General features: G+C 66.2%; 22 protein-coding genes and 1 pseudogene. 6 read left to right on the top strand and 17 right to left on the bottom strand.

Annotation, left to right across the window (positions count from 1 at the left end; all coding sequences use genetic code 11):
* Nucleotides 1-37: 37 nt before the first annotated feature.
* The 4 genes from LOC59_RS06085 to LOC59_RS06070 form a co-directional block, all read right to left on the bottom strand.
* Entirely contained in the window at nucleotides 38-889 is an 852-nt protein-coding gene (locus tag LOC59_RS06085; RefSeq protein WP_229971018.1) for an SDR family oxidoreductase, read from the bottom strand.
* A 40-nt stretch (nucleotides 890-929) separates the two neighbouring features.
* On the bottom strand, nucleotides 930-2903 hold the full coding sequence (dxs, locus tag LOC59_RS06080; protein WP_229971016.1) for a 1-deoxy-D-xylulose-5-phosphate synthase: 1974 nt from the start codon (nucleotides 2901-2903) through the stop codon (nucleotides 930-932).
* Nucleotides 2904-3076: 173 nt separating this feature from the next.
* Nucleotides 3077-5902: an aconitate hydratase gene (locus tag LOC59_RS06075; RefSeq protein WP_227897037.1), complete on the bottom strand. Its 2826-nt coding sequence runs from the start codon at nucleotides 5900-5902 to the stop codon at nucleotides 3077-3079.
* 275 nt (nucleotides 5903-6177) lie between these two features.
* Nucleotides 6178-7533: a class I SAM-dependent RNA methyltransferase gene (locus LOC59_RS06070; RefSeq protein ID WP_227917253.1), complete on the bottom strand. Its 1356-nt coding sequence runs from the start codon at nucleotides 7531-7533 to the stop codon at nucleotides 6178-6180.
* Nucleotides 7534-7672: 139 nt separating this feature from the next.
* On the opposite strand from LOC59_RS06070, the gene LOC59_RS06065 reads away from it, so the two are divergent.
* Together LOC59_RS06065 and LOC59_RS06060 are read left to right on the top strand one after the other, a co-directional pair.
* The gene (locus tag LOC59_RS06065; RefSeq protein WP_227897042.1) at nucleotides 7673-8347 is read left to right on the top strand and encodes a potassium channel family protein; all 675 of its coding nucleotides are present in this window, start codon (nucleotides 7673-7675) and stop codon (nucleotides 8345-8347) included.
* A complete protein-coding gene (locus tag LOC59_RS06060; protein ID WP_227917251.1) occupies nucleotides 8344-9006 on the top strand; it encodes a potassium channel family protein in 663 nt (220 codons plus the stop codon). Before LOC59_RS06065 ends, LOC59_RS06060 begins: the two co-directional genes overlap by 4 nt.
* Here LOC59_RS06060 and LOC59_RS06055 read toward each other — a convergent pair.
* The 4 genes from LOC59_RS06055 to dut are packed head-to-tail and all read right to left on the bottom strand — an operon-like array spanning nucleotide 9003 to nucleotide 11298.
* Nucleotides 9003-9719 carry a DUF3159 domain-containing protein gene (locus LOC59_RS06055; RefSeq protein WP_227917248.1) on the bottom strand — a complete coding sequence of 239 codons (717 nt, stop codon included), beginning with the start codon at nucleotides 9717-9719 and terminating at the stop codon, nucleotides 9003-9005. The genes LOC59_RS06060 and LOC59_RS06055 overlap by 4 nt on opposite strands.
* On the bottom strand, nucleotides 9719-10060 hold the full coding sequence (locus LOC59_RS06050; protein WP_227897046.1) for a hypothetical protein: 342 nt from the start codon (nucleotides 10058-10060) through the stop codon (nucleotides 9719-9721). Before LOC59_RS06050 ends, LOC59_RS06055 begins: the two co-directional genes overlap by 1 nt.
* 4 nt (nucleotides 10061-10064) lie before the next feature.
* On the bottom strand, nucleotides 10065-10772 hold the full coding sequence (locus tag LOC59_RS06045; protein ID WP_227897048.1) for a DUF3710 domain-containing protein: 708 nt from the start codon (nucleotides 10770-10772) through the stop codon (nucleotides 10065-10067).
* 55 nt (nucleotides 10773-10827) lie between these two features.
* A complete protein-coding gene (gene dut / locus LOC59_RS06040) occupies nucleotides 10828-11298 on the bottom strand; it encodes a dUTP diphosphatase (protein ID WP_331460410.1) in 471 nt (156 codons plus the stop codon).
* 169 nt (nucleotides 11299-11467) lie between these two features.
* Between dut and LOC59_RS06035 the strand changes: the two genes are divergently transcribed.
* Nucleotides 11468-11941 carry a DUF3093 domain-containing protein gene (locus tag LOC59_RS06035; RefSeq protein ID WP_227897049.1) on the top strand — a complete coding sequence of 158 codons (474 nt, stop codon included), beginning with the start codon at nucleotides 11468-11470 and terminating at the stop codon, nucleotides 11939-11941.
* A gap of 8 nt (nucleotides 11942-11949) precedes the next feature.
* Here the strand turns inward: LOC59_RS06035 and LOC59_RS06030 are convergent, their stop codons facing one another.
* Nucleotides 11950-12249 (bottom strand): DUF4193 domain-containing protein, encoded by a 300-nt coding sequence (locus tag LOC59_RS06030; protein ID WP_227897050.1) that lies wholly within the window; start codon nucleotides 12247-12249, stop codon nucleotides 11950-11952.
* Between the two features lie 325 nt (nucleotides 12250-12574).
* Between LOC59_RS06030 and sepH the strand changes: the two genes are divergently transcribed.
* A complete protein-coding gene (gene sepH / locus LOC59_RS06025) occupies nucleotides 12575-13810 on the top strand; it encodes a septation protein SepH (protein WP_229971013.1) in 1236 nt (411 codons plus the stop codon).
* Between the two features lie 12 nt (nucleotides 13811-13822).
* On the opposite strand, the gene LOC59_RS06020 is transcribed toward sepH, so the two are convergent.
* The 4 genes from LOC59_RS06020 to LOC59_RS06005 all read right to left on the bottom strand — a co-directional run bounded on the left by LOC59_RS06020 (nucleotide 13823) and on the right by LOC59_RS06005 (nucleotide 19219).
* Nucleotides 13823-14539: a thymidine kinase gene (locus LOC59_RS06020; protein WP_227917246.1), complete on the bottom strand. Its 717-nt coding sequence runs from the start codon at nucleotides 14537-14539 to the stop codon at nucleotides 13823-13825.
* Nucleotides 14540-14542: 3 nt separating this feature from the next.
* Entirely contained in the window at nucleotides 14543-15724 is a 1182-nt protein-coding gene (locus LOC59_RS06015; RefSeq protein WP_227897058.1) for an alkaline phosphatase family protein, read from the bottom strand.
* A 5-nt stretch (nucleotides 15725-15729) separates the two neighbouring features.
* Nucleotides 15730-16401 (bottom strand): DUF5998 family protein, encoded by a 672-nt coding sequence (locus LOC59_RS06010; protein WP_227897059.1) that lies wholly within the window; start codon nucleotides 16399-16401, stop codon nucleotides 15730-15732.
* A 76-nt stretch (nucleotides 16402-16477) separates the two neighbouring features.
* A complete protein-coding gene (locus tag LOC59_RS06005; RefSeq protein WP_227917244.1) occupies nucleotides 16478-19219 on the bottom strand; it encodes a bifunctional acetate--CoA ligase family protein/GNAT family N-acetyltransferase in 2742 nt (913 codons plus the stop codon).
* Nucleotides 19220-19355: 136 nt separating this feature from the next.
* Here LOC59_RS06005 and LOC59_RS06000 point away from each other — a divergent pair, with 136 nt between their 5' ends.
* Entirely contained in the window at nucleotides 19356-21842 is a 2487-nt protein-coding gene (locus LOC59_RS06000) for a DNA gyrase/topoisomerase IV subunit A (protein WP_227897063.1), read from the top strand.
* Nucleotides 21843-21906: 64 nt separating this feature from the next.
* Here LOC59_RS06000 and LOC59_RS05995 read toward each other — a convergent pair whose 3' ends face one another.
* From LOC59_RS05995 to LOC59_RS05985, 3 genes and pseudogenes are all read right to left on the bottom strand, one after another.
* The gene (locus LOC59_RS05995; protein ID WP_227897065.1) at nucleotides 21907-24144 is read right to left on the bottom strand and encodes a heavy metal translocating P-type ATPase; all 2238 of its coding nucleotides are present in this window, start codon (nucleotides 24142-24144) and stop codon (nucleotides 21907-21909) included.
* A gap of 15 nt (nucleotides 24145-24159) precedes the next feature.
* Nucleotides 24160-24372: a heavy-metal-associated domain-containing protein gene (locus LOC59_RS05990; RefSeq protein ID WP_227897066.1), complete on the bottom strand. Its 213-nt coding sequence runs from the start codon at nucleotides 24370-24372 to the stop codon at nucleotides 24160-24162.
* Between the two features lie 56 nt (nucleotides 24373-24428).
* Nucleotides 24429-24722: pseudogene (locus LOC59_RS05985) on the bottom strand (metal-sensitive transcriptional regulator); the annotation flags it as partial.
* A 183-nt stretch (nucleotides 24723-24905) separates the two neighbouring features.
* Between LOC59_RS05985 and LOC59_RS05980 the strand changes: the two are divergent.
* The gene (locus LOC59_RS05980; protein ID WP_227897069.1) at nucleotides 24906-25574 is read left to right on the top strand and encodes a metal-dependent transcriptional regulator; all 669 of its coding nucleotides are present in this window, start codon (nucleotides 24906-24908) and stop codon (nucleotides 25572-25574) included.
* On the opposite strand, the gene LOC59_RS05975 is transcribed toward LOC59_RS05980, so the two are convergent.
* The gene (locus LOC59_RS05975; protein WP_229971011.1) at nucleotides 25571-26578 is read right to left on the bottom strand and encodes a GNAT family N-acetyltransferase; all 1008 of its coding nucleotides are present in this window, start codon (nucleotides 26576-26578) and stop codon (nucleotides 25571-25573) included. The two genes, LOC59_RS05980 and LOC59_RS05975, sit on opposite strands and share 4 nt — an antisense overlap.
* Nucleotides 26579-26581 lie beyond the last annotated feature (3 nt).

The raw sequence follows: 26581 nt of genomic DNA, 5'->3' as shown, positions 1-26581 counted from the left end.
ACGCACCTGCCGATTGGGAAGAGGCCGCCGCTGAACTTTATTCTTCGCGCAGCAAATGGTCCTCGAAGCTCAGCGGAGCCACCCCGGTGAGCAACGCGACGTCATCACTCACCTGGGAAAGTTCACCCGTGGCAATGGCCGCATAACTGGTTGCCCACGCCACCGCCTGCCAGTCACTGGCACCGGCACGGCGCCGGGACTCAACTGCTTCATCCAGCGATTCAGCGTGATACGTGATGTCCTCCCCGGTGACGCGGGACAGGATTTTGGCTACCTGTTCCATGGTGATCGCCTGCGGTCCGGTGAGGGTGTAGATCCGGTCCTCATGCTCCCGGGGGAAGGTGAGGATCCGGGCGGCGGAACGGGCGACGTCGCTGCGTGCCACCGGCGCGAACTTTCCGTCGGCAGCCGGGCCGCGGATGACGCCGTCGCGCCCTGCAAACGAGGGCAGGATGTCCTGGTAGAAGCAGTTCCTCAGGAAGGTGTACTTCAGGCCGTTCGCCTTGATGTACTCCTCGGTGTCCCAATGGTCACGCCCCAGGGTGAACACGTCATGGGGCGCCGCGCCCATGAAGGACGTGTAGACCACGTGCTGGACGCCCGCCTCCTTCGCCGCGTCGATAAAGGTCCGCTGGTCCTGGGCGCGGTACGGGTTTTCCGCGGCGGAGACCATGAAAAGTGTCTTCACGCCCTGGAGCGCGCGCTCGGCATGCTCCCTGTCCGCATAGGCCGTGGCGAAAACCGGAGTGTTGGGCAGATGCGGCATCCTGGCCGTGTGCCGCGCCAGGAGCCGCTGCGGAACGTCCGCTTCAGCCAGCAGGCGCGCCACCATGCCGCCCAGCGCACCGGTGGCTCCGGTGACGGCGAGTTCGGGGAGGTCGTTTGGCATGAACGCCACCTTCTTTCCTTGCCCCGCCGGGCCGCGGAGCCTACTTGATCTTTGGAATCTGTCCTGTTGGTGCCGGCTGCCCTGGAAGCGGCCGGGCAAACGGAACCTTGGTGCCCAGCACCTGTCCGACGACGTCGCTTGCCACCTGGCGGGCGGTCAGTCCCACCCGCTCCAGGACCTCTGCACGCGTGCCGTGGTCCAGGAATTCGGCCGGCAGACCCACCTCGTTCAGGGCAGTGTCCACACCGGCAGCGCGCATTTCCTGGCGGATCCGCGAACCCACCCCGCCGGCACGCACACCGTCCTCGATCACAATGACGATCCGGTGCTCTGCGGCCAGCCGAATGATCGAACGCGGGACGGGCAGTACCCAGCGCGGGTCAACCACGGTGGAGCTGATGCCCTGCGCGCCCAGCCGGTCAGCCACGTCAAGTGCCATCTCGGCCATGGCGCCAACGCTGACGATCAGGACGTCGTTGCGGCTGTCGCCGGAAGGCCGCCGCGCCAGGATGTCCACGCCGTCTTCGGTGCGGTCCTCGGCGTCGACATCGGGTCCAACGGTTCCCTTGGAGAAACGCACCACGCTGGGAGCATCGGAAATGGCGACTGCCTCGCGCAGCTCCTCCTTCAGCCTCGTGGCGTCGCGCGGAGCGGCTAGGTGCAGGCCGGGGACGATCTGCAGCATGGACATGTCCCACATACCGTGGTGGCTGGCACCGTCGGGTCCGGTCACACCGGCACGGTCCAGCACGATGGTCACGCCGGCCTTGTGCAGCGCGATGTCCATCAGCAACTGGTCAAAGGCACGGTTCAGGAACGTCGCGTAAAGCGCGACGACGGGATGCAGGCCGCCATAGGCCATGCCGGCAGCAGAGGTGAGGGCGTGCTGCTCGGCGATGCCGACGTCGAACACCCGTTCCGGATGCTTCTCGGCCATGCGGTGCAGTCCCACCGGGATCAGCATGGCACCGGTAATGCCGACAATGTCCTTGCGCTCGTCAGCAATGTCGGCGATTTCCGTCGCGAAGACAGAGGTCCAGGACTGTTTTCCACCGGCGGAAACCGGCGCACCCGTCTCCGGGTCAATGACGCCGACGGCGTGGAACTGGTCCTCCACATGGGCGCGGGCCGGGGCATAGCCGTGGCCCTTTTCGGTGATGGCGTGCACGATCACCGGTCCGCCGAAGTTCTTGGCCTTGACCAGCGCCTGCTCCACCGCTGCCAGGTCATGGCCGTCGATCGGTCCGACGTACTTCATGCCCAGGTCTTCGAAGAGGCCCTGGGGTGCCCACCAGTCCTTGACGCCCTTCTTGGCTGCATGGAGGCTGTGGTAGGCAAAGCGGCCGACCGGTCCCCCGTTCTGCAGACGCCCCTTCCACCAGTCCATGGTGTTCTCATACATCTGGTGCGTGCGTACGGCGTCGATGGTCGGGCGCAGCGATGCGAGGTAATCGGCAACTCCGCCGATCGTCGGTGCGTAGGACCGGCCGTTGTCATTGACGACGATCACTACGCGCCTGCGCTGGTCGGCGGCAATGTTGTTCAGTGCTTCCCACGCCATGCCCCCGGTCAGGGCACCGTCGCCCACCATGACAACGGTGTACCGGTCACCTTCGCCGGTGAGCTGCCGGGCACGCGAGATGCCGTCCGCCCAGGACAGCGAGGAGGAAGCGTGGGAGCTTTCCACGATGTCGTGCACGGATTCAGCCCGCGAGGGATAACCGGACAGGCCGCCCTGCTGGCGCAGGGTGGAGAAATCCTGCCGGCCGGTGAGGATCTTGTGGACATAGGACTGGTGGCCCGTGTCAAAGACGATGCTGTCCCGGGGCGAGTCGAAGACCCGGTGGATGCCCATGGTCAGTTCCACGACGCCGAGGTTAGGGCCAAGATGCCCTCCGGTCTGGGCAACATTGGTGATGAGGAAGGAACGAATCTCCCCTGCCAGTGCCGAGAGCTGCGCGTCACTCAGCTTGCTGAGGTCCTGCGGATCACGGATGGTTTCCAGAAGTCCCAAAAGGGCGCCTCCCTTGCGTCATAGGCAACGGGCAAACGCACCGTCACAACGTTTAACTCTAACGCCTGCGCAGGGCCGGAGGATTCCTCAGGAACGCAAAACGCCCCGTTTCCCCGGTCCGATTTCTCGGAACACGGACAAACGGGGCGTTGAGCCCAAGCGGGCTGCTGTGCCTACTTCGCCGAGATCTGGCGGAGTACGTACTGCAGGATGCCGCCGTTGCGGTAGTAGTCAGCCTCACCCGGGGTATCGATGCGCAGGACCGCATCGAAGGTGATGGCTTCGCCGGACTCCGGCACCGCGGTGACCTTGACGGTCTTCGGGGTGGTGCCGTTGTTCAGCTCGGTGACGCCCTCGACGGAGAAGGTCTCGGTGCCGGTCAGGCCCAGGGACTCGGCGTTGACGCCGGCCGGGTACTGCAGCGGAAGGACGCCCATGCCAATGAGGTTGGAGCGGTGGATGCGCTCGTAGCTCTCGGCGATGACGGCCTTGACGCCCAGCAGTGCGGTGCCCTTGGCGGCCCAGTCACGCGAGGAGCCGGAGCCGTATTCCTTGCCGGCCAGGACGACCAGCGGGGTGCCGGCAGCCTGGTAGTTCATCGCGGCATCGTAAACGGCAGCCTGCGGAGCGTCGGCCTGGCTGAAGTCGCGGGTGAAGCCGCCTTCAACGCCGTCGAGCAGCTGGTTCTTGATGCGGATGTTGGCGAAGGTGCCGCGGATCATGACTTCGTGGTTTCCACGGCGCGAACCGTAGGAGTTGAAGTCCTTGCGGGCAACACCGTGCTCCAGCAGGTACTTGCCGGCCGGGGTGTCGGACTTGAAGGAACCTGCCGGGGAGATGTGGTCGGTGGTGACCGAGTCGCCCAGCTTCAGGAGTACGCGGGCGCCTTCGATGTTCTCGACGGGCTCGGGCTGTGCCTTCATGCCTTCGAAGTACGGGGGCTTCCGGACGTACGTGGACTCCGTATCCCATTCGAAGGTTGCACCTTCGGGGGTCGGGAGGGACTTCCACCGATCGTCACCTTCGAAGATGGTGCCGTAGCTGTCGGTGAACATTTCCTTGTCGATGGAGGCATCGATGATTTCCTGCACCTCGACCGGGTTCGGCCAGATGTCCTTCAGGAAGATGTCGTTGCCGTCGGCGTCCTGGCCCAGGGCATCGTTCTCGAAGTCGAAGTCCATGGTGCCGGCCAGTGCGTAGGCAACTACCAGCGGCGGGGAGGCCAGGTAGTTCATCTTCACGTCCGGGTTGATGCGGCCTTCGAAGTTGCGGTTGCCCGAAAGCACTGCGGTGACGGCGAGGTCGGCTTCGTTGATCGCTTCGGAGATTTCCTCTTCAAGCGGACCGGAGTTGCCGATGCAGGTGGCGCAGCCGTAGCCGACCACGAAGAAGCCAAGCTTCTCCAGGTACGGGATCAGGCCGGACTTCTCGTAGTAGTCCGTGACAACCTTCGAGCCCGGGGCAACGGAGGTCTTGACCCACGGCTGGGCAACGAGGCCCTTTTCGACGGCGTTGCGTGCCAGCACGGCAGCCGCCATCATCACCGAGGGGTTGGACGTGTTGGTGCAGGACGTGATCGAGGCGATCGTCACGGCACCGTGGTCCAGTTCGAAGCTGCGGCCGTCAGCCATGGTCACGGGGACCTTGTTGACGGAGCGTTCCGCCGGAGCATCGGACTTCTTGACGAGGTCGTGCTCCTTGTCCTGGATCTTGGTGCTGCCTGCGGCGAAGGACGGTGCGTCAGAAGCCGGGAAGGTCTCCTCCAGCGCCTCGTCCACGGTGCCGTCCTCGGCATCGACGGTCTCGTGCACGTAGTTCTTCAGGTCGGCACGGAACTGCTGCTTGGCGCTGGTGAGCTCCACGCGGTCCTGCGGGCGCTTCGGGCCGGCGATCGACGGAACGACGGTGGAGAGGTCCAGTTCCAGGTACTCGGAGTACTTGATCTCCTTGGACGGGTCGTGCCAGAGGCCCTGCTCCTTGGCGTAGGCCTCGACGAGGGCTACGTTCTCATCGGAGCGGCCGGTCAGGCGCAGGTAGTCCAGGGTCACGTCGTCAATCGGGAAGATCGCGGCAGTGGAACCGAACTCGGGGCTCATGTTGCCGATCGTGGCGCGGTTGGCCAGCGGCACGGAGGCAACGCCTTCGCCGTAGAACTCCACGAACTTGCCGACGACGCCGTGCTTGCGCAGCATTTCGGTGATCGTGAGGACCACGTCAGTGGCGGTGGCGCCGGCGGGGATTTCACCCGTGAGCTTGAAGCCGACGACGCGCGGGATGAGCATGGAGACAGGCTGGCCGAGCATGGCTGCTTCGGCTTCGATGCCGCCAACGCCCCAGCCGAGCACGCCCAGGCCGTTGACCATGGTGGTGTGGGAGTCTGTGCCGACGCAGGTGTCCGGGTAGGCACGCAGCACGCCGTCAACCTCGCGGGTCATGACGGTGCGGGCCAGGTATTCGATGTTGACCTGGTGGACGATGCCCATGCCCGGGGGGACAACCTTGAAGTCGTCGAACGCGGTCTGGCCCCAGCGCAGGAACTGGTAACGCTCGCCGTTGCGCTGGTATTCGATCTCCATGTTGCGCTCAAGGGCGCCGGCGTTGCCGAAGGCATCGATCTGCACGGAGTGGTCGATGACCATTTCCGCCGGAGCCAGCGGGTTGACGCGCTTGGGATCGCCGCCGAGATCGGCAACGGCCTCACGCATGGTAGCAAGGTCAACGATGCAGGGAACACCGGTGAAGTCCTGCATGATCACACGGGCAGGCGTGAACTGGATTTCGGTGCTGGGCTCTGCGTTGGCATCCCACTTGGCCAGGGCACGGACGTGGTCCGCAGTGATGTTGGCACCGTCTTCGGTGCGCAGCAGGTTCTCCAGCAGGACCTTGAGGCTGAACGGAAGGCTCTGGGCGCCTTCGACGGAATTCAGCCGGAAAATTTCATATTCGTTTCCGTTGACGTCAAGGACGCCTTTGGATCCGAAGCTGTCCACATTACTCATAACAGGACTCCTCTCGCCACCGTTTTATCTTTGTCCAGTGATCCGCCGCACGCTAGTTAGGTTTTCCTAACTGACAGGGCTGAAGAGGGCCGGCCGGAGAATGGTGGGTGATTCCCCGGGCGGACGGTCCCTTGCCGCGGAAATACTCCTCATCGGGATCCCTGCGGCCCGGAGCCGGACAACTACTCCCCATCCTAGCCGGATGCCGGTTCCGTGGGCCTTTGCACCGCGCCGGGACATGACATTACGCTCGCCACATCCCGGCCCGGACGCGGCTACGGCTTGCGCAGCACTGCGAAGGACTCCATGTGGTGGGTGTGCGGATAGAGGTCGAAAACGCGCAGTGCGTCCAGTTCCCACCCGGCCTCGCGGAACCACGCCAGGTCGCGTGCGAACGACGCGGGGTCGCAGGAGATGTAGCCGATGGCCCGCGGCGATGCCGCATCAATCTGCTCGACGACGGTGCGGCCGGCTCCGGCGCGCGGCGGGTCCAGGAGCACGACGTCGAAGCCGCCTTCACGGGTACGCAGCACCTTGTCCACGCGGCCTTGGGCCACCTCCACCTGGGGAGAGGAGAACAGGTTCTTGCGGGCATCCCTGCTGGCGCCCGGAGAACCTTCCACGGAGAGCACATGGCCGGTTTCCCCGGCAGCGTCGGCCAGGGGTGCGGTAAAGAGTCCGGCACCTGCAAACAGGTCCGCCACCCGTTCCCCGGGCTGGATCTGGAGTCCGTCCCGGACTGCGGACGTCAGGGCAAGGGGCGCGCTGCGGTGGATCTGCCAGAAGCCGGCGCCGGTGACGCGGAAGTCGTGCCCGGCGGCGTTCTCCCGGACCCAGGTCCGGCCGCGCAGCCGCGTGAGGTCGTGGGATTCGGGATCCCAGGCTGCCACGGAAACTGTTTCCCCGGCGCCCGGATCGGCAGCCGTTCCAATGTCGGATGCGATGCGGGCCAGCGTCCTTGGATGCGTACCCGGTGAAGCAATGAGGAGTACCAGCGGTGCCCCGCCAACGGCCGGCGCGGCGACCTCGACCCGATCGGTGCCGGTAAAGTCGACGTCCCACAGCTTCAGGGAATTGACGGCGCCGGTGGCCAGCGGCATTTCCTGGACGGGGATCAGTTCATCGGAGCGGTGCGGGTGCATCGCCAGCTTGCCGCCCGGAGCGACCGAGAAGCTGGCACGCGTGCGCCAGCCCAGCCCGCCGTCGTCCTCCCCCGGTGCGGCTTCGACGGTGACCTCGCGCTGCAGCCCGCCCAGGCGCTGCAGCTGCTCGGCAAAGATCCCTGCCTTGATACGGCGCTGCTCTTCAAGGGCTATGTGGCCGAACTCCGCGCCGCCGACGGGGAGCCGGCCGCGCGCCCCTGCCCGCAGCGCATCGGCAGGAGCCCAGAAGTGCTCCACCCGGTGCGGGGACGCCTCAAGGACCTCGACGGTATCCGCCCGCCAGAACTTCGCCTTGTCCCCCGCCTCGGTCAGACGGGCCCGCACCAGCTCCCCGGGCAGCGCATGCCGGACGAAAACAACACGTCCCTCATGCCGGGCAACAAAGTGCCCGCCGTGGGCGGCGGGACCGATGCGCAGTTCAAGGTCCAGGGACTGGGAGTCTTCAGGGGGGAGGGTGTTTTGGGGCATGATGCGTTCGGACTTCCGTGTTGATGCTAAAACACCATCACACCACGTTTTAACGACGGGGCAGGACTAAGCTGTCCCTTGGCCCAAAACGGGACGGCAGCGACGGGCGGATCCCGCCGGGAACAGAGGTAGGAACAAGGTGGCCCATTACGTGATCATGGGATGCGGCAGGGTCGGTGCCATGCTGGCGCACACCCTGGATAACGCAGGCCACTCAGTGGCCGTCATTGACCAGGACCCGCGCGCGTTCCGGCGGCTGCGGCCCACGTTCTCGGGGCGGCAGGTCACGGGAGTCGGATTCGACCGCACCACGCTGGCCCAGGCCGGCATCGAAGAGGCCTACGCCTTTGCGGCGGTTTCCAGCGGAGACAACTCCAACATCCTCTCCACCCGCGTGGCGCGGGAGACCTTCCACGTTCCCCACGTCGTCGCACGCATCTATGACCCGGGGCGTGCCGAAATCTACCAGCGCCTGGGCATCCCCACGGTTGCGGCGGTCCGCTGGAGCGCGGACCAGGTGCTGCGCCGGATCCTGCCCGAGCAGAGCATCAACGGGGATTTCCGGGAATCCTCGGGCCGGCTCATTCTCGGTGAACTGGCGCTGGACCCTTCCTGGCTGGGGCGTCCCCTGCATGCCGTGGAGACTGCAGCCGGTGTCCGGATCGCGTATTTGACCCGTTTCGGCGAAGGCATTCTTCCCCGGCCGGACACCAGTTACCAGCAGGGCGACGTCCTGCACGCCATGATGAACGTCGAGCGCACCGCTGAGATCAGCCGGGTGCTGTCCCAGCCGCCCGTAAAGGAGAACCAGTGAAAGTCGTCATTGCCGGCGCAGGGTCCGTGGGCTCCTCGATCGCCAAGGAGCTGCTTTCGCACGGGCATGACGTGCTCCTCATCGACGAGAAACCCGAGACTGTGGGCCGCAGCGGGCTCGGCGGTGCCCGGTGGCTGATCGGTGACGCCTGTGAACTCACCACCCTGAAGGACGCCAAGCTCGACGAAGCCGATGTGATGGTCTCCGCTACCGGCGATGACAAGGTGAACCTGGTGGTCTCCCTGCTCGCCAAGACCGAATTCGGTGTCGCGCGGACGGTGGGGCGGGTCAACAACCCGAAGAACGACTGGATGTTCGACGACTCCTGGGGCGTGGATGTCGCCGTGAATACGCCGCGCCTGATGACTGCCCTGGTGGAGGAAGCCGTGGAGGTCGGCGACCTGGTCCGGCTGCTGACCCTGCAGACCGGAGTTTCCTCGATGGTCGAGTTCACGGTTCCTGCTGCGTCTCCCATGGCGGGAGCCCGGGTCGGATCAGTCCCTTGGCCCCAGGACTCGACCCTGGTCGCGATCCTGCGCGACGACGCACCGATCACCCCCAGCAGCGACGACGTGATCGAGGATGGAGACGAGCTCTTCTTCGTCACCACCATCGCAGCGGAAGACGAGCTGCGGGAGCTGCTGGCGCCGTCGTCCTAGGCTGCGGGCTCCGCACTCCTGGCGGGCAGCGGACGGGAGACCATCCATGCCAGCCACAGGCCCAGCGCGTACAGCGGAACGCCCATCGCCAGGCGCATCGTGCCCAGTGCCGCGACGTTGTCAGCCAGGTAAAGGGGCAGCTGCACGGCCAGGCGCAGGGCAAATACCGAGATGATGATCCAGGTGGCCAGGGAATAGGCACGCAGCCGCTTCTTCTCGCTGCGCCAGGACAGGTTCTCGCCCCGGATGAACCCGAACAGCAGCCCGGCTACGGGCCACTTCACCGCCACCGAGACCACGAACGCCAGGATGTAGGCGCCGTTCAGGTAAAAGCCGGGAAGGAAGTAGGTGGTGCCGCTGCCGCTCCGGAGAGCGAAGACGGCACAGATGGCGACGCCGATGACACCCGTCAGCGACTGCACCAGCGGACGCTTCTGGATCAGGTTGGCAACGGCGAACGTGCCGGCGGCCACGACCGCAGCGCCGAGGGACAGATAAAGCCCCTGCGTGACGGTGTAGAGCAGCGTGAAGAGGAGCCCGGGAAGGATGGCCTCAGCCAGTCCGCGGATACCGCCGACGGATTTCAAGACATCGATCTGGCCGTCTTCGCCGCGTTCGACGCCGGAGCGGGCAGCATACGCGCCGGCCAGCTCACTCATCGAAGGCTCGGGCGCCCCGCGGCCTTCGCCTGATGAATCGTGGCTCGTGTTCATTACGCACCTTCCGGACGTCCGATGATTTCGTAGCGGGGGTTGAAGACCGTGGGGATGCCGTTGACCGGGCTCACCATGCCTTCGAAGGCAACCTGCGTTCCGGCAACAATGCCGGGGATCCGCCGCTGGCCCACCCAAATGAGCCGGACACGCCGCCGCGCCAGGGACGCCGAGGGGTCCCGGTAGGCACCCTTGAGTTCATCCAGCACAGCCGTGAACCGGGGTGCATCGTCGGCCGGAGCCAAGGTCACCGACTCAACGTAGCCGCTGCTGTGCACCCGCCCGCGGTCCGGAAGATCACTGATCGTCCGTCTCGGAGAGGCACCGGCAACAGCAGGCATGCGCTTAGCCAATGGTCGTGATTTCCGGGCCGCGCTCCGGCGGCTCGGGCTTGGATGCGTCCTCACCGCGTGGGGGCAGCGGAGAAGCGTCGCGCGGCAGGGTCAGCTGCAGCAGGTCGCGCGGCGGCAGCGGAGCATCTCCGCGGACCACGACGACGTTGCGGAAGACCTCTTCCAGCGGCGCGGCGGCGTCGGGGTTCATGGCAGCCGGACCGCCGAAGACTCCGCGCAGGAACCACCGCGGCCCGTCCACACCCACAAAGCGTGCAACCCGGTAGCCCTTGGAACCGTCCTTGGCCTGTGCGGGGACCCGGGCGAGCAGTTCGCTTCCCAGCCGTCCGGTCAGCTCATCCGCGGTGCCGCCCTGGGAGGACACGGACTGCACAATCTGGCTGCGGATTTCATCCCAGAGACCTTCAGACTTCGGAGCGGCAAAGGCCTGGAGCTGAAGGCTGGAACCGTCGAGGTCAAGGGTCACGGCGACCACGCGCTTGGTTTTCTCTTCGACTTCCAGTCGGAGGGCAAGGCCCTGGGTGGCAGCGATCCGGAGCGCACCCAGGTCAACGTAGCCCTCTTCCGAGGGACGGTCGGCCACGTCGAAGGGCCCGTGTTCCGGGCCGCCGGCTGTCTCTTCGGCGCCGTTGTCCGTGCTCTCTGCTTCGGGCACGAATTCGGATTCCGCCCTGTCTTTCCTGCGGCGTCCAAATGCCATCGCCTGGTCCTCTTTCCTGATCTGGTGCCGGACGGTGAGCCCGGGATAGTGCGGCCTAGGCCGGTGCCGTGCCGAATCCGCCGGTGGAACCGAAACCGCCAGCTCCGCGGACGGAATCGGAGAGTTCCGACACGTCCTCGAATTCAGCCGTCTCCACCCGCTGGATGACCATCTGCGCAATCCGGTCGCCGCGCTTGAGCTTGATCGGCTCCGACACATCGGTATTTAACAGTGTGACGGAAATTTCACCGCGGTAGCCTGCGTCCACGGTTCCCGGCGCGTTGACGATTGTCAGTCCGTGCTTCGTGGCCAGTCCGGACCGGGGATGGATCAGGGCAACAAAGCCGAACGGAAGGGCGATGGCAACGCCCGTGGGCACCAGGCGCCTCTCTCCCGGCGCCAGTTCGACATCCTCCCGGGCACGCAGGTCCGCTCCGGCGTCGCCGGGGTGTGCATACGACGGCGCTTCGAGCCCGTCGTCGAGCATTTTCAGCTGGACTTTCACGCTGGGTACTGCATCCTGCACAACGGTCTCCGCGGTTTCGTTTGGTGTGGGTATGGCAAAAAGACAGCACCTGATACGGTGCCAACCCCACTTTAGCGCGTGGCCGGTTGTGTGTTGTCCCGGCACGCACGGGCTCCGGCAGCCGGGATGCCAAGATGAAAACGCACCCCAAAGATGGGAAGCTGAAGGTATGTCGAGCCCCGTTTCCCAGACCCCGTCCCAAACTGTCCTGTATTCGGAGCGGCTGCTTCCGGCACTGTGGATCTGGCTGGTGGTTGCAGGCATCTCCGGAACGTTTGTCCTGGCCTTCATCCCCATCAGCCTGACCGTCGGGATTGTGGTGGCCATCGTGGCGGCACTGGTGCTGGCTGCCCTGCTGCTGATGTCCACGCCGCGAATCCGCGTCACGCCCGAGACCCTGCAGGTGGGGCGCGCGGAGATTGAACGCCGCTGGATCGGCGAGGTGGCCGGCTTCCGCGGGGAGGACGCCACACAGCAGCGCGGACCGGCGATGAACGCGACGGCGTACCTGTGCATCCGCGGCTGGATCAGCCCGGTCGTGAAGATCGAGATCACCGATCCGGCAGACCGCACGCCGTACTGGCTCACCTCCACACGCCACCCCGAGAAGCTGGTCGAGGCACTGCAGCAGACCTCCCGCTGACCCGGGGGTCAGCCCTCGCAGTCCACGCAGTAGTAGAGGCCGTCCTTTTCCTTGGCGATCTGCGACCTGTGGCGGACCAGGAAGCAGGACGCACAGGTGAATTCATCTGACTGCGCGGGGAGCACCCGCACCATCAGTTCTTCGCCGGAGAGGTCCGCTCCGGGCAGTTCGAAGCTGTCCGCCGCTTCCGCCTCATCCTCATCCACGACGGCGGACTGGGTGTTGGTCCGGCGGGTCTTCAGCTCATCGATCGATTCTTCGCTGGCTTCCTCGTCGGCCTTGCGCGGCGCGTCGTAATCTGTCGCCATAATCTTTATCTCTCACCATCGGTGTTGGTACTGCACGGGCAATGCCGGCCGCCGCCGGGCTGTGCGGATTCATGGTCCGGGCAGCAGGAGTGCGGCTCGGAGTAATCAACGCCGCGGACGCCCGGTTTGTGCCCGCCGAAGAAAGATTTTTGTCCACTTTCGGTGAATTAGCCACAGCCGCGGTTCCGCAGCGCTCCCGGCAGGTTCGAGAATCATGCCGTCACGGGTCCCGGATCCGCGCCACACCGGGCCAAACGGTAGGATTTCACGGGCCAGGATGGCATTGTTTCAACAAGGAGTTGCTATCGATAGCGAGGATTTTTTCATGCAGGATCTACGGCTCGTGGGTATCCATGAGGGCGGCGAACATCTGCTGCTGAGCGGACGGGGCGGAGAAACCTTCCGTCTTCGCATTGACGAAGCCCTGCGTGTTGCCGCTTCCAAGCCCGCACGGCGGGCAGGACAGCCCGGCGAACCCGAAGCGGGTCCGACCATGACTCCGCGCGACATCCAGGCCCGCATCCGTGCCGGAGCAAGCGCAGAAGAAGTCGCAGAGCTCTCCGGACACGACCTTGCGCACATCCGCCGCTATGAAGGCCCGGTGCTGGCCGAACGCGAGTACATTGCCCGCCAGGCCCAGGCCGTGGAAGTTGCCGCCCCCATGTCGGCAGCCCAGGACAGCCACCGCTCCGCTTTTGGCGACTCCCCCGTAAACCTCGGAGACATGGTCATCCACCGCCTCCGTGCCTTCGGCGTGGATCCTGACACCGTCGAGTGGGACTCCTGGCGCCGCCCCGAAGGTTCCTGGGATGTAGTGGCCCGGTTCAGCCTTGGTGAGCAGTCCCGCGTCTCGGTCGGGGAGGAACCGCCCGCGCGCTGGTCCTATAACCCCCTGCGCCGCCAGGTCACGAACGCCAACCGGTGGGCCCAGCTGCTCAGCGAACTTGCTCCGGTCGACTCCCCTGTCCCCGCACGCCGGCTCTCCGCCGTCGCGGACCGTGTCTTCGACTTCGAGATCGACACGGCGCCCGAGGAACCGGAAAACGTCTCCGAGGAAGAAACCGATGAGCTGTTGAACGTGCTGCGCTCACGCCGCGGGCAGCGGCTCGGCACGGACGAAGACGGAGACGACGCCCTGGCAGCACTGCTGGCCAAGGGCAGCATTCCCGCTGCCCATCCGCGGGACGGACAGGCAGAACTCGAAGACGAGGCACCCTCGCGTCCGCGCACCGGGCGCCTGACCCTGGCTCCGGCAGCAGTCGAAGATGCCGGGGAAGACGACGATTCCGCTGACGAAACCCCCGCGGGAGCCGCGGATCCCCTGCATCTGGATGAGGGCATCAGTTCTTCCACCCGTGAGATCAGCATCCTGGCCCGGCCGCTGCGCGGCTCACGCCGTGACACGCCGCAAAAGACGGATCCGCCCCGCGAGGCCCCTTCGGAGAAAGACCCGGAAGCAGCACCCGAGCCCAAGGAACCCATTACCGAACGCCGAATCAAGCCCAAGCGGTCCTCGGTGCCCAGCTGGGACGAAATCGTCTTCGGCACCAAGGGCGACTAGCACCCGGGCACGCTAGCTGCGGGGAACGTCCACGGCGCAAATGTCGGGATCCTCGCCCATACCGGCGGTGCGTGCGGCCTGCTGGGCACCCATCCTGCGCATGTAGTGGCGGCGGCAGAGTGTCTCGTACCCTACAACGGGCAGCGCTCCTGCTTCCTCCGGAGCGAACAAGGCCTCGGGGCCCGGCTCCGCTGAGCGCTTGTCCACATCGCCCACAACGACCTGGTCCCCGGTCACGACCATCACACCGTCTACCGTCCGGGCATTGTGCGTGGCGCGCCTGCCGCACCAGCAGAGCGCACGTACCTGCAGCACCTCAATCCGGTCGGCAAGTTCGATCAGCCGCCGCGACCCGGGGAAGAGCCGCGTACGGAAATCGGTGGCGATGCCGAACGCGAAGACGTCAATCCCCATTTCGTCGACGATCCGGGCCAGCTGCTCTACCTGCTCTTCGCTGTAGAACTGGGCTTCATCGCAGATCAGGTAGTCAACCCGCTCCCCCGTGCCGAGGCGGCCGCTGACTTCGTCCCAGAAGTCGGTGCTGTCCCGCACCTCGACGGCGCGGGTCTTCAGGCCCAGCCGGCTGGAGATCATGGAGTTGCCGGCACGGTCGTTGCGGCTGAAAAGGATTCCTCCGCGGCCGCGGGCACTGTGGTTGTAGTCCATCTGGAGGGCCAGCGTGGACTTGCCGCAGTCCATGGTTCCGGAAAAGAAGACGAGCTCAGCCATAACCTATTTCCGCCCGCCCTTAGCCGGCCGGGCCAGCGTCAGGAGCGGGACTTCGCGCTCGGCACGTGTCAGGGAGCCGTGCTGGCCCACCATTTGCAGGGCTGACGGGCTGGCCCGCCGGGTGTCGTACAGGGCAATCGGTTCGCGTGCGGCTATCAGCAGGTCGCCGATCCGCGGCAGGACCTCTGGGCGCACGGGACCGAACAGTCCGGCTTCCACGGCCTGGGCCCGGGTCAGGATCCAGGCGCGGCTCCCAAAGGACTTCTGCCAGGCGGCAGCGAGCCGGTCCACCGTCCCGGCCGGGGCATCCGGCTCCACGTGCAGCTGCACCATCCGGGGATCGCCCGCCGTATGGCGCACGCCGTCCACGAGTGCGGGGTCGGCTGCGAAGTCGATCCGGTCCTGCGGCGCGGCGTCCACCATGCCGTGGTCGGCGGTCAGCAGCACCAGCGTGTCCGCAGGCAGCTTGGACGTGAAGCGTTTGAGGGCAGAATCGATTTCTTCCAGCGTGCCGCCCCACTCGGAGGACTGGGCCCCGTAGCGGTGGCCGGTCTTGTCCAGCTCATTGAAGTAGAAGTACATCAGCATGCGCTTCTCGGAGCCGAGCTTTTCTGCCGCTGCCTGGACCCGTGCGTGGATCCCCGTTCCGGAGACGTAGGACCCGCCGCGCAGGGCCGCTTTCGTCATGGCCGAATCAGCGAAGCGCGGCAGGCTGACAGTGGTCACCGGGAGGTGTTCGGCCGCTCGCTCCAGCACTGTGGGAAAGGGCTGCCACTGTACTGGGTCTACGCCGGCATCCCAGTTGCCGAGCATGTTCACTACTTTGTCCTGGCCCGGATCGAAGACGTCGTAGCCCACCATGCCGTGCTGGCCCGGGGCCAGTCCGGTACCGAAGGATGCCAGGGAGGCCGCCGTCGTGGTCGGAAAGGCCGCCGTCAGGGTCCGGCCGGAGTCCAACAGGGAGCGCAGATACGGCGCATGGCCGGCCCGCTGTTTGAGCAGGCTGCGGCCGAGACCGTCCACCATGACCACGCAGACGCGGCGGGCCGGGGGAAGCTCCAACGTATTGGCGAACCCGGGAACCTGCAGGGCGGCCGCGGCGCTGGTGAGGACCTCAGCAACGGAACTTTGCCCGTAGCCGGGGGCTTTGGGCAGCGGTTCAGCGGGAGCGGATGCGGACTCCATGCCCCTTACCGCTGGTGATGTCCGCGGTTGAACCGGCTGCCGATGCCGGGCATGCGCTGCCGGTCGACGGCCGTGTCCAGCGTGCGCATGTTGATGGTGTCGGTGTTGACCTTGCGCAGCGCGCGGGCAAAGGCCTTGGCATTCTGTACTGCCTGGATTCCGTCGGCTTCGGCGCTGACCCGCAGGACGATGTCTTCCTGGGCGATGGTGCCGGTGTAACCGTGGTCAGCCTCGCACTGGGGATCCGCACAGCCGGCCGGACCCATGTCCAGCCGCTGGCCGCCGGACCACGCGATGGCCAGGGTCAGTTCCCGGGCCTGGTCGGACGGCTTGTAGTTCTGCGGCTGGGAGTACATGTACCCCAGCACGACAGAGCGGATCTGCGTCACGGGTACGGACTCCGTGGAGACCTGGGCCATCATCTGCTCGCCCTCTTCGTCCAGCTGCTGGTCGTCCACATGGGTGATCACCAGCATGTCGTCGGTGAGCACCAGCACGGTGATGTGCCGGTGGACCTCGGTGCGGTCGAAGTGGGTTTCAAGATGGATCAGGTGTGACAGGGGTTCGCGGCCGTCGAGGGCATCGTGCACCACATCGGCGAGGAGTGTGGGGTAGAAGCCGGCACGTTCGATTGAGGCGTCAAGGCTGCGGCGTTCTGCTGAAAGTAGCGGCGACATGGTTCCAGTTTCCCCCAGACCGGCCCCGAGCACCTAAAAAGGCGCGCGGAACCAACCCGGGCAAGTGGTGCGGCGGTTAGTCCCGGAGCGCCCGGCGGGCACTGTCCGTGCGCTGCTGCGGGTTGCCCAGCCGGATGTCCGCGCTGAGGACCGTAACGCCCTGCACGGAGACCAGCACCGGGTTAATGTCCACCAGCGCAATCTCGGGGTGTTCGTCTTTGAGCAGGGCCAGCCTGGCGACGACGTCCTCCAGGGCTGCGACGTCGACCCGGGGCAGTCCCTGGTAGCCAAACAGCCGGCGGGAGGCGCGGGGCGCCCGGACCAGGTCGGCAATGTCGACGTCGGTGAGCGGCGGAATGCCGTGCGCCCAGTCATCGAGCAGGTTCACGGCGTCTCCGGCGATGCCGAAGGACAGGACGGGGCCCAGCAGCGGGTCTTCGATGGCCCGCAGGACGCAGCCCTGGCCGGAGGGAGCCATGGACTGCACCTCGAGCTCGAACCGGCCGTAGGGCTCAAGGGCCGAACGCATCTCGGAAATATTGCTGCGCAGCGACTGCTCCGAGGCGATGTTCAACCGCACCCCGCCCAGGTCAAGCCGGTGGCGCAGGGTCTCATCCATGGTCTTTACCACCACCGGCCAGCCCAGCTGGTCAGCGGCTTCAACGGCCTCGTCTTCGGTCCGGAAGGGAAGGGACGGGAGCAGCTTGATGCCGTAATAGCCCAGCAGCTCAGCAGTTTCGCCGGGCCCAAGGCGCAGCAGTTCCGTGTTGGCCACCCGGGCCATCTGGGCGCTGACGAAGGCATGCGCGGCGTCCGTGTCCACCCCGGCGGGCATCGTGAAATGGCCGTGCTCCCGGCCCGCCCACTCGGTGTAGCGCACCACCGAGGCCAGCGCGCTCACGGCAGCTCCCGGACTCGAAAAGCACGGCAGTCCGGACGGCCGCTCCGCTGCGGGCTCCCCCTCGGCCTCCGGCATCTGTGCCTGCTGCGCTTCCGAGGCATTCGGCGTGCGGACCGCCAGGACCCCCTCGGCCTGCTGCGCCGGGTCCATGATCCCGGTGAAGACCGCGACGACCGGTTTGCCGGCCTCATCGGCAGACTCAAGCAGGGTCTGGGCTATGTGGTCATTGGTCAAGCCCGGCGAGGGCAGCAGCGTGACGACGGCGGAGTGCACTGCTTCATCAGCCAGTGCCTTGGCGACCGCTTCCCGCAGCACCGGCAGGGCCACGCTCATGCCGCTGTCCAGGGTGAGGTCGGTCCGCAGGTGGACGATTTCAAGGTCCAGGGTTCCCGCAGCATCGGCCAGGACCCGTCCCAGGGCCGCGGAATTGCTGAGGATGGCCAGGCCCTTGCCCCGGGGAAGGGGCTGGCTGCAGGCTATCTGCGCAACGTCCATGAGCTGTTCGTTGGTGTCCACCCGGATAACCCCGGACTGGCGCAGCATGGCATCGAGGGCGCCCTGCGGAGCCTGGGTGATCCGCACGGAGTGGCCCGGCGGCAACTGGAGTCCCGTGACATCGGACTTGGCGACGATCACCGGTTTGATGCTCGCGAGGCGCCGGGCAATCCGGGAGAACTTACGGGGATTGCCCACGGACTCCAGGTACAGGCCCACAACCCGGGTGTCGGCGTCGTCCTCCCAGTACTGCATGGCGTCGTTGCCGGACACATCCGCCCTGTTTCCAGCCGAAATCGTGGAGGACAGCCCCAGCTGCCGGCGCTGGGCTGCCGCATAGAGCAGCACCCCGATGGCGGCTGACTGGCTGAACAGGCCCAGGCCGCCGCGCCGCGGCATCACCGGAGCCATGGAGGCATTCAGGGAAATATCCGGGCGCGTGTTGATCAGGCCCAGGGACGCGGGGCCCAGCACGCGCATGCCGTTGGCGCGGGCTTGGCGCACCAGGGTGCGCTGGCGGGCCAGGCCCGCCTCGCCGTCGGCAAACCCTGCGCTGACCACCAGCAGGTGCTTCACTCCCGCAGCGGCACATTCATCCGCTACCTCGAGCACCTGTTCATAGGGCACGGCGATCACGGCCAGGGAAACGGGCTTCGGAACCTCGGAAATCCTGCCGTAGGAGACCATCCCGGCAAGTTCGAATGCTTCGGGATTCACCGCGTACACGGACCCCGTGAACCCGCCCTCCACAATGTGCTCCATCAGCTGGTAGCCGATCGAACCCCATTCGCGGCTCGCGCCAATGACGGCAATCGACGACGGCGCCAGCAGGTCGGCAACGCTGCGCGCCTCGGCGCGGTGCTCCCGTGATTCCATCACGGCGCGTGACTTGTCCGTGGGATCGATATCGAAATCCAGGGCGATGACGCCGTCGTCAAAGGCACGGCGGACCTCGTAGCCGGCATCAGCGAAGACACTGAGCATCTTGCGGTTTTCGGGCAGCACCTCGGCGCTGAAGCGGCGGATCCCGTTCTCGCGGGCTGCGGCGGCGAGGTGTTCGAGCAGGATCGATCCGATCCCGCGGCCCTGGTGGTCATCCGAAATGTTGAACGCTACTTCGGCCTCGGTGGGGTCATCGAGCCTGTCGTAGCGGCCGATTCCCACGATTTCGGAGCCGAGTGTGATCACAAACGCAACCCGGTCCCGGTAATCGACGTTGGTAAAGCGCTTAAGCTCGCGGCTGCTCAGTTTAGCCTTGTAGGTGAAGAAGCGAAGATAGATGGAGCTTTGGGACTGACGCATGTGGAAGGCCTGCAACGCCTCGGTATCGGCCGGCGAAACCGGACGGAGGTGTCCTGTACCGCCGTCCCGCAACACGACATCTGCTTCCCAATATTCGGGGTATTGTCCCTGCTCCGCCATAGACTCACCCTAGTGGGAATCTCCGGAAACCCGCCACCGACACTGGTTCGAATCACAACCTGGCTTCCGGCTGGTTCCTGATTACTCCTGACAAACGCCCGACAGACTCCGACAACCGCAAGGACGCAAGAACCCCATGGCCCGGCGCACCGCCTCCGTACCCAGTCCCGGTGAACCCATCGCCGAGAACATCATCGACATTGATGTCACCACCGAGATGGAGGGATCGTTCCTCGAGTACGCGTACTCGGTGATCTATTCCCGTGCCCTGCCCGACGCCCGCGACGGGCTGAAGCCGGTCCAGCGGCGGATTCTCTACATGATGGCTGAGATGGGGCTGCGCCCGGACCGGGGGCATGTGAAGAGCGCCCGCGTGGTCGGCGAGGTCATGGGCAAGCTGCACCCGCACGGTGACTCTGCGATCTACGACGCCATGGTGCGCATGGCGCAGGACTGGGCCCTGCGCCTGCCGCTGATCGACGGACACGGAAACTTCGGCTCCCTCGATGACGGTCCTGCCGCCTCGCGCTACACCGAGGCCCGCCTCGCGGCAGCTGCCCTGACCCTGACGGACCACCTCGACGAAGACGTCGTGGACTTCGTCCCGAACTATGACAACCAGCTCACCCAGCCGGAGGTCCTTCCCGCCGCGTTCCCGAACCTGCTGGTCAACGGCGCCAGCGGCATCGCCGTGGGCATGGCCACCAACATGGCTCCGCACAACCTGGGCGAGGTCATCGCAGCCGCCCAGCACCTGATCCGGCACCCCGAGGCAACCCTCGAGGACATCATGCGCTTCGTGCCGGGACCGGATTTGCCGTCCGGCGGACGGATCGTGGGCCTGGACGGCATCCGCGACGCATACGCGACCGGACGCGGCTCCTTCAAGACCCGCGCCAAGGTGGAAATCGAACAGCTCACTGCCCGCCGTACCGGGCTGGTGGTCACGGAACTGCCGTACATGGTTGGTGCCGAAAAGGTCATCGAGAAAATCAAGGACGCGGTCACCTCCAAGAAGCTCCAGGGCATCTCCGACGTCGTGGACCTCACGGACCGCATGCACGGCCTGCGCCTGGTCATCGAGCTGAAGAACGGCTTCAACCCCAAGGCCGTGCTGGCCCAGCTCTACCGCTACACGCCGATGGAGGATTCCTTCGGCATCAACAACGTTTCGCTCGTGGACGGGCAGCCCCGCACCCTTGGCCTGGTGGAACTGCTCCAGGTCTACGTGTCCCACCGGCTCGGCGTCGTCCGCCGCCGCACCGCCTACCGGCTGGGCCGCAAGAAGGACCGCCTGCACCTGGTCGAAGGCCTGCTGATCGCGATCGTCGACATTGACGAGGTCATCCAGGTCATCCGGTCCTCCGAGGAGACGGCAGAGGCGCGCACCCGCCTCATGTCCATCTACGATTTGACCGAGATCCAAGCCAACCACATCCTCGAGCTGCGCCTGCGCCAGCTGACCAAATACTCCCGCCTGGAGCTGGAGAAGGAGCAGGAGGAGCTGCGCGCGGCGATCGAGGAACTCCAGGCCATCCTGGATTCCGAGGAACGCCTGCGTGAACTGGTCTCGGACGAGCTCGGCGAAGTGGCCGCCAAGTACGCTACGCCCCGGCGGACGGTCCTGCTGGAGTCCGAGGCCGTTGGCCCGGTGGCATCTGATGCCCTGGCGGCGAAGTCCGGCAAGGGCGCCAAGGCCGTCCTGCCGCTGCAGATCGCGGACGAACCCTGCTGGGTCATCCTTTCGGCCTCCGGCCAGCTGGCCCGCACGTCCAACCAGGAACCCCTGGCCGAAGGCGGGCAGCGGTCCCGCCACGACGTCTTCCGTTCCGTCGTGGCCACCACGGCCCGCGGCGAAATCGGAGCGGTGACATCCTCCGGCCGGATGATCCGCGTCCAGGTGATGGATATGCCGGCCCTGCCGCCTACCGCCGGCCTGCCGAATATGGCCGGCGGTGTTCCGGCCAAGGAGTTCATGACTCTGGCCAAGGGCGAGAAGCTTATTGGGCTGGTGCCCCTCAACGCGGTGCTGGCACTCGGTACCCGGAAGGGAACCGCCAAACGCCTCAACCCCGACTACCCGCTGAACCGCGATGACTGGGAAGCCATCACGCTCAAGCCCGGAGACGAGGTTATCGGCGCCGCCGTCGCAGCGAACGACGACGACGAACTGGTCTTTGCCACCAAGGGCGCCCAGCTGCTGCGCTTCAGCGCTTCGGCCGTGCGTCCGCAGGGACGGACCGCCGGCGGTGTTGCCGGGATGAAGATCAGCGACGGGGATGAAGCCATCTTCTTCGGCGTCGTCTCCGCCGGGGATCCCGCCGCCGTCGTGGTGACCGTGGCCTCCGGCACCGAGACCCTGCCGGGCACCCCCGGCGGCTCCGTGAAGGTGACCGATTTCGCCGAGTATCCCGCGAAGGGCCGTGCAACTGCAGGCGTCCGCGCGCACCGTTTCCTCAAGGGCGAAGACGCCCTGGTGGTGGCCTGGGCCGGGCATGGTCCTGCCAAGGCGGCAGCAGCCAACGGCACCGCCCGGGCCCTGCCCACCGAACACGGACGGCGCGACGGTTCCGGCGTACCGCTGGCCAGCCCGGTGGAGCATATCGGACCCAGCTTCAGCTAAGCAGCCGCGACGCGAACGGCCGGACCTGGAATCTCCAGGCCCGGCCGTTCGTCTGTGGCTGCTGCTATCCGGCGAAGCTGCGCAGCCGCAGGGAGTTCGCGACTACCAGGACCGAGCTGGCGGCCATGGCCGCACCGGCAATCATGGGGTTCAGCAGCCCGAAGGCCGCCACCGGGATCCCGACGGCGTTGTAGAAGAACGCCCAGAACAGATTGACCTTGATGGTGCGCAGGGTCCGGCGCGAGAGTTCGATCGCGGTGGCTACCTGGCCGAGGGAACTGCCCATCACTGTCAGGTCGGCGGCCGCCATCGCTGCATCGGTGCCCGATCCCATGGCGATGCCGAGGTCGGCCTGGGCCAGCGCCGCGGCGTCGTTCACGCCGTCACCGGCCATGGCTACGGTGGCGCCCTGTGACTGGAAGCGGCGGACCGCTTCCACCTTGCCCTCCGGACGGACGTCCGCGAGCACGTCTTCGGGGCGGATTCCCACCTCCCGTGCCACGGTCGCCGCGACGACGGCGTTATCCCCGGTCAGCAGCACGGGGCGCAGCCCCAGTGCAGCCAGGCGCGCGACGGCGGCAGCGGAACCTTCCTTGATAGTGTCCTGCAGGCTGATCACTCCGGCGGCAGTGCCGTCAACCGCCACCAGCACCGCAGTGGCCCCGGAAATCTGTTCGGTCTCCAGCAGTTCCAGCGCCGCGGCCTCAACCGGCACGCCGTTCTCCTCCAGCCAGCCGGGGCGTCCGGCGATCACGAGGTGTCCGTCGACCGTTCCGCGGACGCCGCCTCCGGGCGAGGAGACGAAGCCGGTCACCGGGGCAAGCCTGGGGCCCGCTTCCGCGGCCGCGGCAATAGCGCGGGCAATCGGATGTTCTCCGGCGTTTTCCACCGAGCCGGCCAGGCGGAGCAGCGCGTCGGAGTTGCCGGGGGCACCGGCGCCGGACAGCGGCACAGTCCGTGCCACCGAGAGTTTCCCGGTGGTCACCGTTCCGGTCTTGTCCAGCAGGATCGTATCCACGGTTCGAGTGTCTTCAAGGACCTGCGGGCCCTTGATCAGGATGCCCAGCTGCGCTCCCCTGCCGGTACCCGTCAGGAGCCCGACAGGGGTCGCCAGTCCCAGGGCACACGGGCAGGCGATGACCAGGACGGCCACGGCCGAGACGAATGCGCTTTGGAGGTCCCCGGTTAGCACCAGCCACAGCAGGAACGTTACGACGGCGATGCCAAGCACCACCGGCACGAAGACCGAGCTGATCCTGTCGGCCAGCCGCGCAATGGGTGCCTTGCCGGATTGAGCGGCACTGACCAGCCGGCCCATCTGGGCCAGGGTGGTTTCGCTGCCGACCCGGGTGGCCCGAACCAGGAGCCGTCCCGACGTGTTGACGGTCGCTCCGGTGACGGGGTCTCCCGGATGCACTTCCACCGGGAGGGATTCGCCGGTGATCAGGGCCGCATCGATCGCGGATTCACCGTCCACGATGATTCCGTCCGTGGCTACTTTTTCACCCGGCCGGACCACGAAAACGTCTCCCGGAACGAGCTCGCCGGCGGCAATACGTTCCTCGCGTCCGCCGCGCAGCACCACGGCATCCTTGGCTCCGAGGCTCAGCAGGGAGGTCAGGGCGTCAGCGGCACTGCTCTTGGCGCGCGCTTCCAGGAACCGGCCCAGCAGCAGGAACGTGGTGACGACGGCGGCGACTTCGAAGTAGAGGTTCCCGCCCTCCGCCATCCCCGGATCGGCCGTCAGCGCAGGGTCTGCGATGAGCTCGCCGAGCGAGAACAGGTACGCAGCGCTGACGCCAAGGGAAACCAGCGTATCCATCGTGGAGGCCAGATGGCGCGCGTTGACGGCGGCGGCACGGTGGAACGGCCACGCCGACCACAGAACGACCGGCAAGGCCAGGGCGGCAACGACCCAGCCCCAGTTGGGGAACTGGAACGCCGGGACCATGGAGACCAGGAGCACCGGAACGGTGAGTGCAGCGGCAGTTATGAGCCGCGGACGCAGCTGCGCAGCAGTTCCGCCGTGCGCCATATGGTCTTCATGGTCCGCGCCTTCGGGCACGGCCACGGTTGCGGAATAGCCGGCGGCCGCGACGGTGTCCAGGAGGTCCTTATCGCTCACCCCGGCAGGCACCCGCACGTGGGCCGAGTGCAGCGGGAGGTTAACGCTGGCGGTGACGCCGTCGATCTTCCCCAGCTTGCGCTCCACGCGGTTGACGCAGGAAGCGCACGTCATCCCCTGGATATCCAGCGACACCTCGCGTTCTGCGCCGACGTGCTGCCGTTCTCGGGTTGCCATGGGTGTCCTCTCTGCCTAGCCGACGACTGTGTAGCCGGCTTCAGCCACTGCTTCGCTCAGGATCTCGGGGGCGATGGGTTCGGTGGAGGTGATGACTGCGGTGGAAATCCCTTCCGGCTGCAGGTCGACTTTGACGTCCTCCACCCCGCCGATCGCGGTGAGTTCTTCAGTAACGGATGCTACGCAGTGCCCGCAGGTCATCCCCGAGATGTTCAGTTCCGTGTTCATGGTGGTCCTTCCGGGACGTTGCCCATATCTGTTGCCTGTTAGGTCCGCCGCAGCCTTTAGCGGATGAGGCGCCCAATGGCGTCGGTTGCTTCCTGCACTTTTGCGTCCACAATGCGCGGATCCCCCGCTGCATCGGCTTCCCGTGCAGCCGAGACAACGCAGTGCGATATGTGGTCCTGAACGAGGCCGAGGCTGACGGCGTGCAGTGCCTTGGTGACCGCCGATACCTGGGTCAGGACATCGATGCAGTACTGGTCCTCGTCCACCATGCGGGCAATCCCCCGCACCTGGCCTTCGATCCGCTTCAGCCGCCGCAGATAGGCTTCCTTGTCCCCCGCGTACCCGCGGGGGACAAGGAGCGTGCTCCACTGCTGCCTCCATGGCCTCCGCCTTCCTTTCGACCCCTTCTACGTCCACAACATATACCCCCCTCCGGTATATTCCCGGTGCACGCGAAAACTCCTTGGACCAGGCGGCAAGGACGGGGCTCCGGCCTGAATGGCTCAAGCCACCCCTGGCGTAAGGTGGTACGCGTGGAAAACAAAGCACTGACCAGCGCTGCAGAGGACTATCTGAAAGTCATCTGGACAGCCCAGGAATGGACGGACAAACCGGTAACGGTCTCTGCCCTCTCCGCCCATCTTGGGTTCTCTCCTTCCTCAGTGTCAGAGGCAGTGAAGAAGCTGGCTGCCCAGGGTTTCCTGACGCACGCACGTTACGGCTCAGTGGCCTTGACGCCGGAGGGTGAGCAGGCTGCGGTAACCATGGTCCGCCGTCACCGGCTGATCGAGACCTTCCTTGTCGAATACCTCGGCTACGGCTGGGATGAGGTCCACGACGAAGCAGAGAACCTGGAGCACGCTGTCTCGGACAAGATGGTGGAGGCGCTGGCGGTCCGCCTCGGCCACCCGGTCCGCGACCCCCACGGTGATCCGATTCCCGACCGTGACGGCAGCCTGCCGCCGCTGGACGCTGCGCGGCTCAGCCAGAGCGAGCCCGGCAGGCCCCTGCGTATTGCCAGGGTGTCGGACACCAGCCCGGACCTACTGCGCTACCTGAGCGGCATGGGGCTGGGCCTCGACGCCGAACTGAGCATCGTCGAACGGCAAACCTATGCGGGCACCCTGACGCTTGAGCGCAGCGGCGGCCGGGTGGAGCTCGGACTGCCCGCTGCTGAAGCCATCTGGGTGGTTCCGGCCTAGGCAGCGGAACCGGCAGCCAGCGGCTTGTCGAACACAACCTGGCGGCTCACCGGCCTGTAGCCGAGCTGTTCATAGATCTTCAGGGCTCCGGAGGGGTTTTCCGTATCCACCCCAAGTCCGGCGTTCTCCATGCCTGAGTCCCGGAACCGGCGCATGGCCTCAGACAGCATCGCCGGGGCGATCCGCATGCCGCGCCAGCCGCGCAGCACGCCCAGCAGCTCCGTGTACCCCTCGGTATAGCCGAGGATCTCCTTGGATTCGGGATCGAAGCTCGCGAGCTGGTAGGCGGCTATGCCGCCGGAAGACTCCTCCACCACGGCGAAGCTCCAGTCGGCCCGGAACTGCGGATGGCTGACCGTGAACGTCCAGCTCTCCTGGTCCCTCGGCTCGCTGCCCCAGTGGTCCTGGAAAGCTTCATTGTGGGCCAGCCGGAAGCGTTCTGACAGCTCCTCGGAGAAGGTCACGAAGGAGAGTCCTTCCGGCAGCGGCACCTCGGGAAGCTCACCGGCCAGCGGGCGGGTCATCTCCGTGAAATACCGCACGATTCGAGCTCCCGCTGATTCCAGAAGGGCGACGGCGGAGGGGTTGTTTGCTTCTGCGTAGCTTCGAAGCACGGGCTGGCTGCCCCGGCGGTCCTGGACGCGCTGCTTCGCCCGTGCCTCCTGCCACCGGAAGACGGCGGTGCCGATTCCGCGCCGCCGCCACTGCGGGTCCACGCCGCCGAACCCCGACACCCGGACGGAATCCGGGTTGACGCTTACGCCGCCGAAGGCCCTGGGCACGCCGTCCGGGTCCAGGCCCACGATGGTGTCCCGCGCCGGATCGTCACTGGACCGGGACAGGACATGTTCCAGGTCGGCACGCTCTTCGGCCCAGCCCGGTTTGTCTTCTGCCACGATCCGCCGGGTCAGTGCATACCAGTCATCAAGGTCGGCCGGCGTGATAGACCGCCAGGACAACCCCGTCTCGTTTCCGGGCAGCTGCAGGCCGTCGGGAAAAGTCATGGC

Source organism: Arthrobacter sp. zg-Y916, assembly GCF_020907385.1.
GTDB classification, from domain to species: Bacteria; Actinomycetota; Actinomycetes; order Actinomycetales; family Micrococcaceae; genus Arthrobacter_B; species Arthrobacter_B caoxuetaonis.
Note: the sequence above shows the minus strand (reverse complement) of the source record. Positions and strands in the feature narration are given on the sequence as shown.

Coding starts and splice junctions, on each gene's coding strand:
- LOC59_RS06020 (WP_227917246.1), bottom strand. CDS start 14,539: ATGGCTGAGCTCGTCTTCTTTTCCGGAACCATGGACTGCGGCAAGTCC.
- LOC59_RS05990 (WP_227897066.1), bottom strand. CDS start 24,372: ATGAACACGGAACTGAACATCTCGGGGATGACCTGCGGGCACTGCGTA.
- LOC59_RS06035 (WP_227897049.1), top strand. CDS start 11,468: ATGTCGAGCCCCGTTTCCCAGACCCCGTCCCAAACTGTCCTGTATTCG.
- LOC59_RS06030 (WP_227897050.1), bottom strand. CDS start 12,249: ATGGCGACAGATTACGACGCGCCGCGCAAGGCCGACGAGGAAGCCAGC.
- LOC59_RS06010 (WP_227897059.1), bottom strand. CDS start 16,401: ATGTCGCCGCTACTTTCAGCAGAACGCCGCAGCCTTGACGCCTCAATC.
- LOC59_RS06050 (WP_227897046.1), bottom strand. CDS start 10,060: ATGCCTGCTGTTGCCGGTGCCTCTCCGAGACGGACGATCAGTGATCTT.
- LOC59_RS05995 (WP_227897065.1), bottom strand. CDS start 24,144: ATGGCAACCCGAGAACGGCAGCACGTCGGCGCAGAACGCGAGGTGTCG.
- LOC59_RS06070 (WP_227917253.1), bottom strand. CDS start 7,533: ATGCCCCAAAACACCCTCCCCCCTGAAGACTCCCAGTCCCTGGACCTT.
- LOC59_RS06075 (WP_227897037.1), bottom strand. CDS start 5,902: ATGAGTAATGTGGACAGCTTCGGATCCAAAGGCGTCCTTGACGTCAAC.
- LOC59_RS06005 (WP_227917244.1), bottom strand. CDS start 19,219: ATGGCGGAGCAGGGACAATACCCCGAATATTGGGAAGCAGATGTCGTG.
- LOC59_RS06000 (WP_227897063.1), top strand. CDS start 19,356: ATGGCCCGGCGCACCGCCTCCGTACCCAGTCCCGGTGAACCCATCGCC.
- LOC59_RS06015 (WP_227897058.1), bottom strand. CDS start 15,724: ATGGAGTCCGCATCCGCTCCCGCTGAACCGCTGCCCAAAGCCCCCGGC.
- sepH (WP_229971013.1), top strand. CDS start 12,575: ATGCAGGATCTACGGCTCGTGGGTATCCATGAGGGCGGCGAACATCTG.
- LOC59_RS06085 (WP_229971018.1), bottom strand. CDS start 889: ATGCCAAACGACCTCCCCGAACTCGCCGTCACCGGAGCCACCGGTGCG.
- LOC59_RS05975 (WP_229971011.1), bottom strand. CDS start 26,578: ATGACTTTTCCCGACGGCCTGCAGCTGCCCGGAAACGAGACGGGGTTG.
- LOC59_RS06045 (WP_227897048.1), bottom strand. CDS start 10,772: ATGGCATTTGGACGCCGCAGGAAAGACAGGGCGGAATCCGAATTCGTG.
- LOC59_RS06055 (WP_227917248.1), bottom strand. CDS start 9,719: ATGAACACGAGCCACGATTCATCAGGCGAAGGCCGCGGGGCGCCCGAG.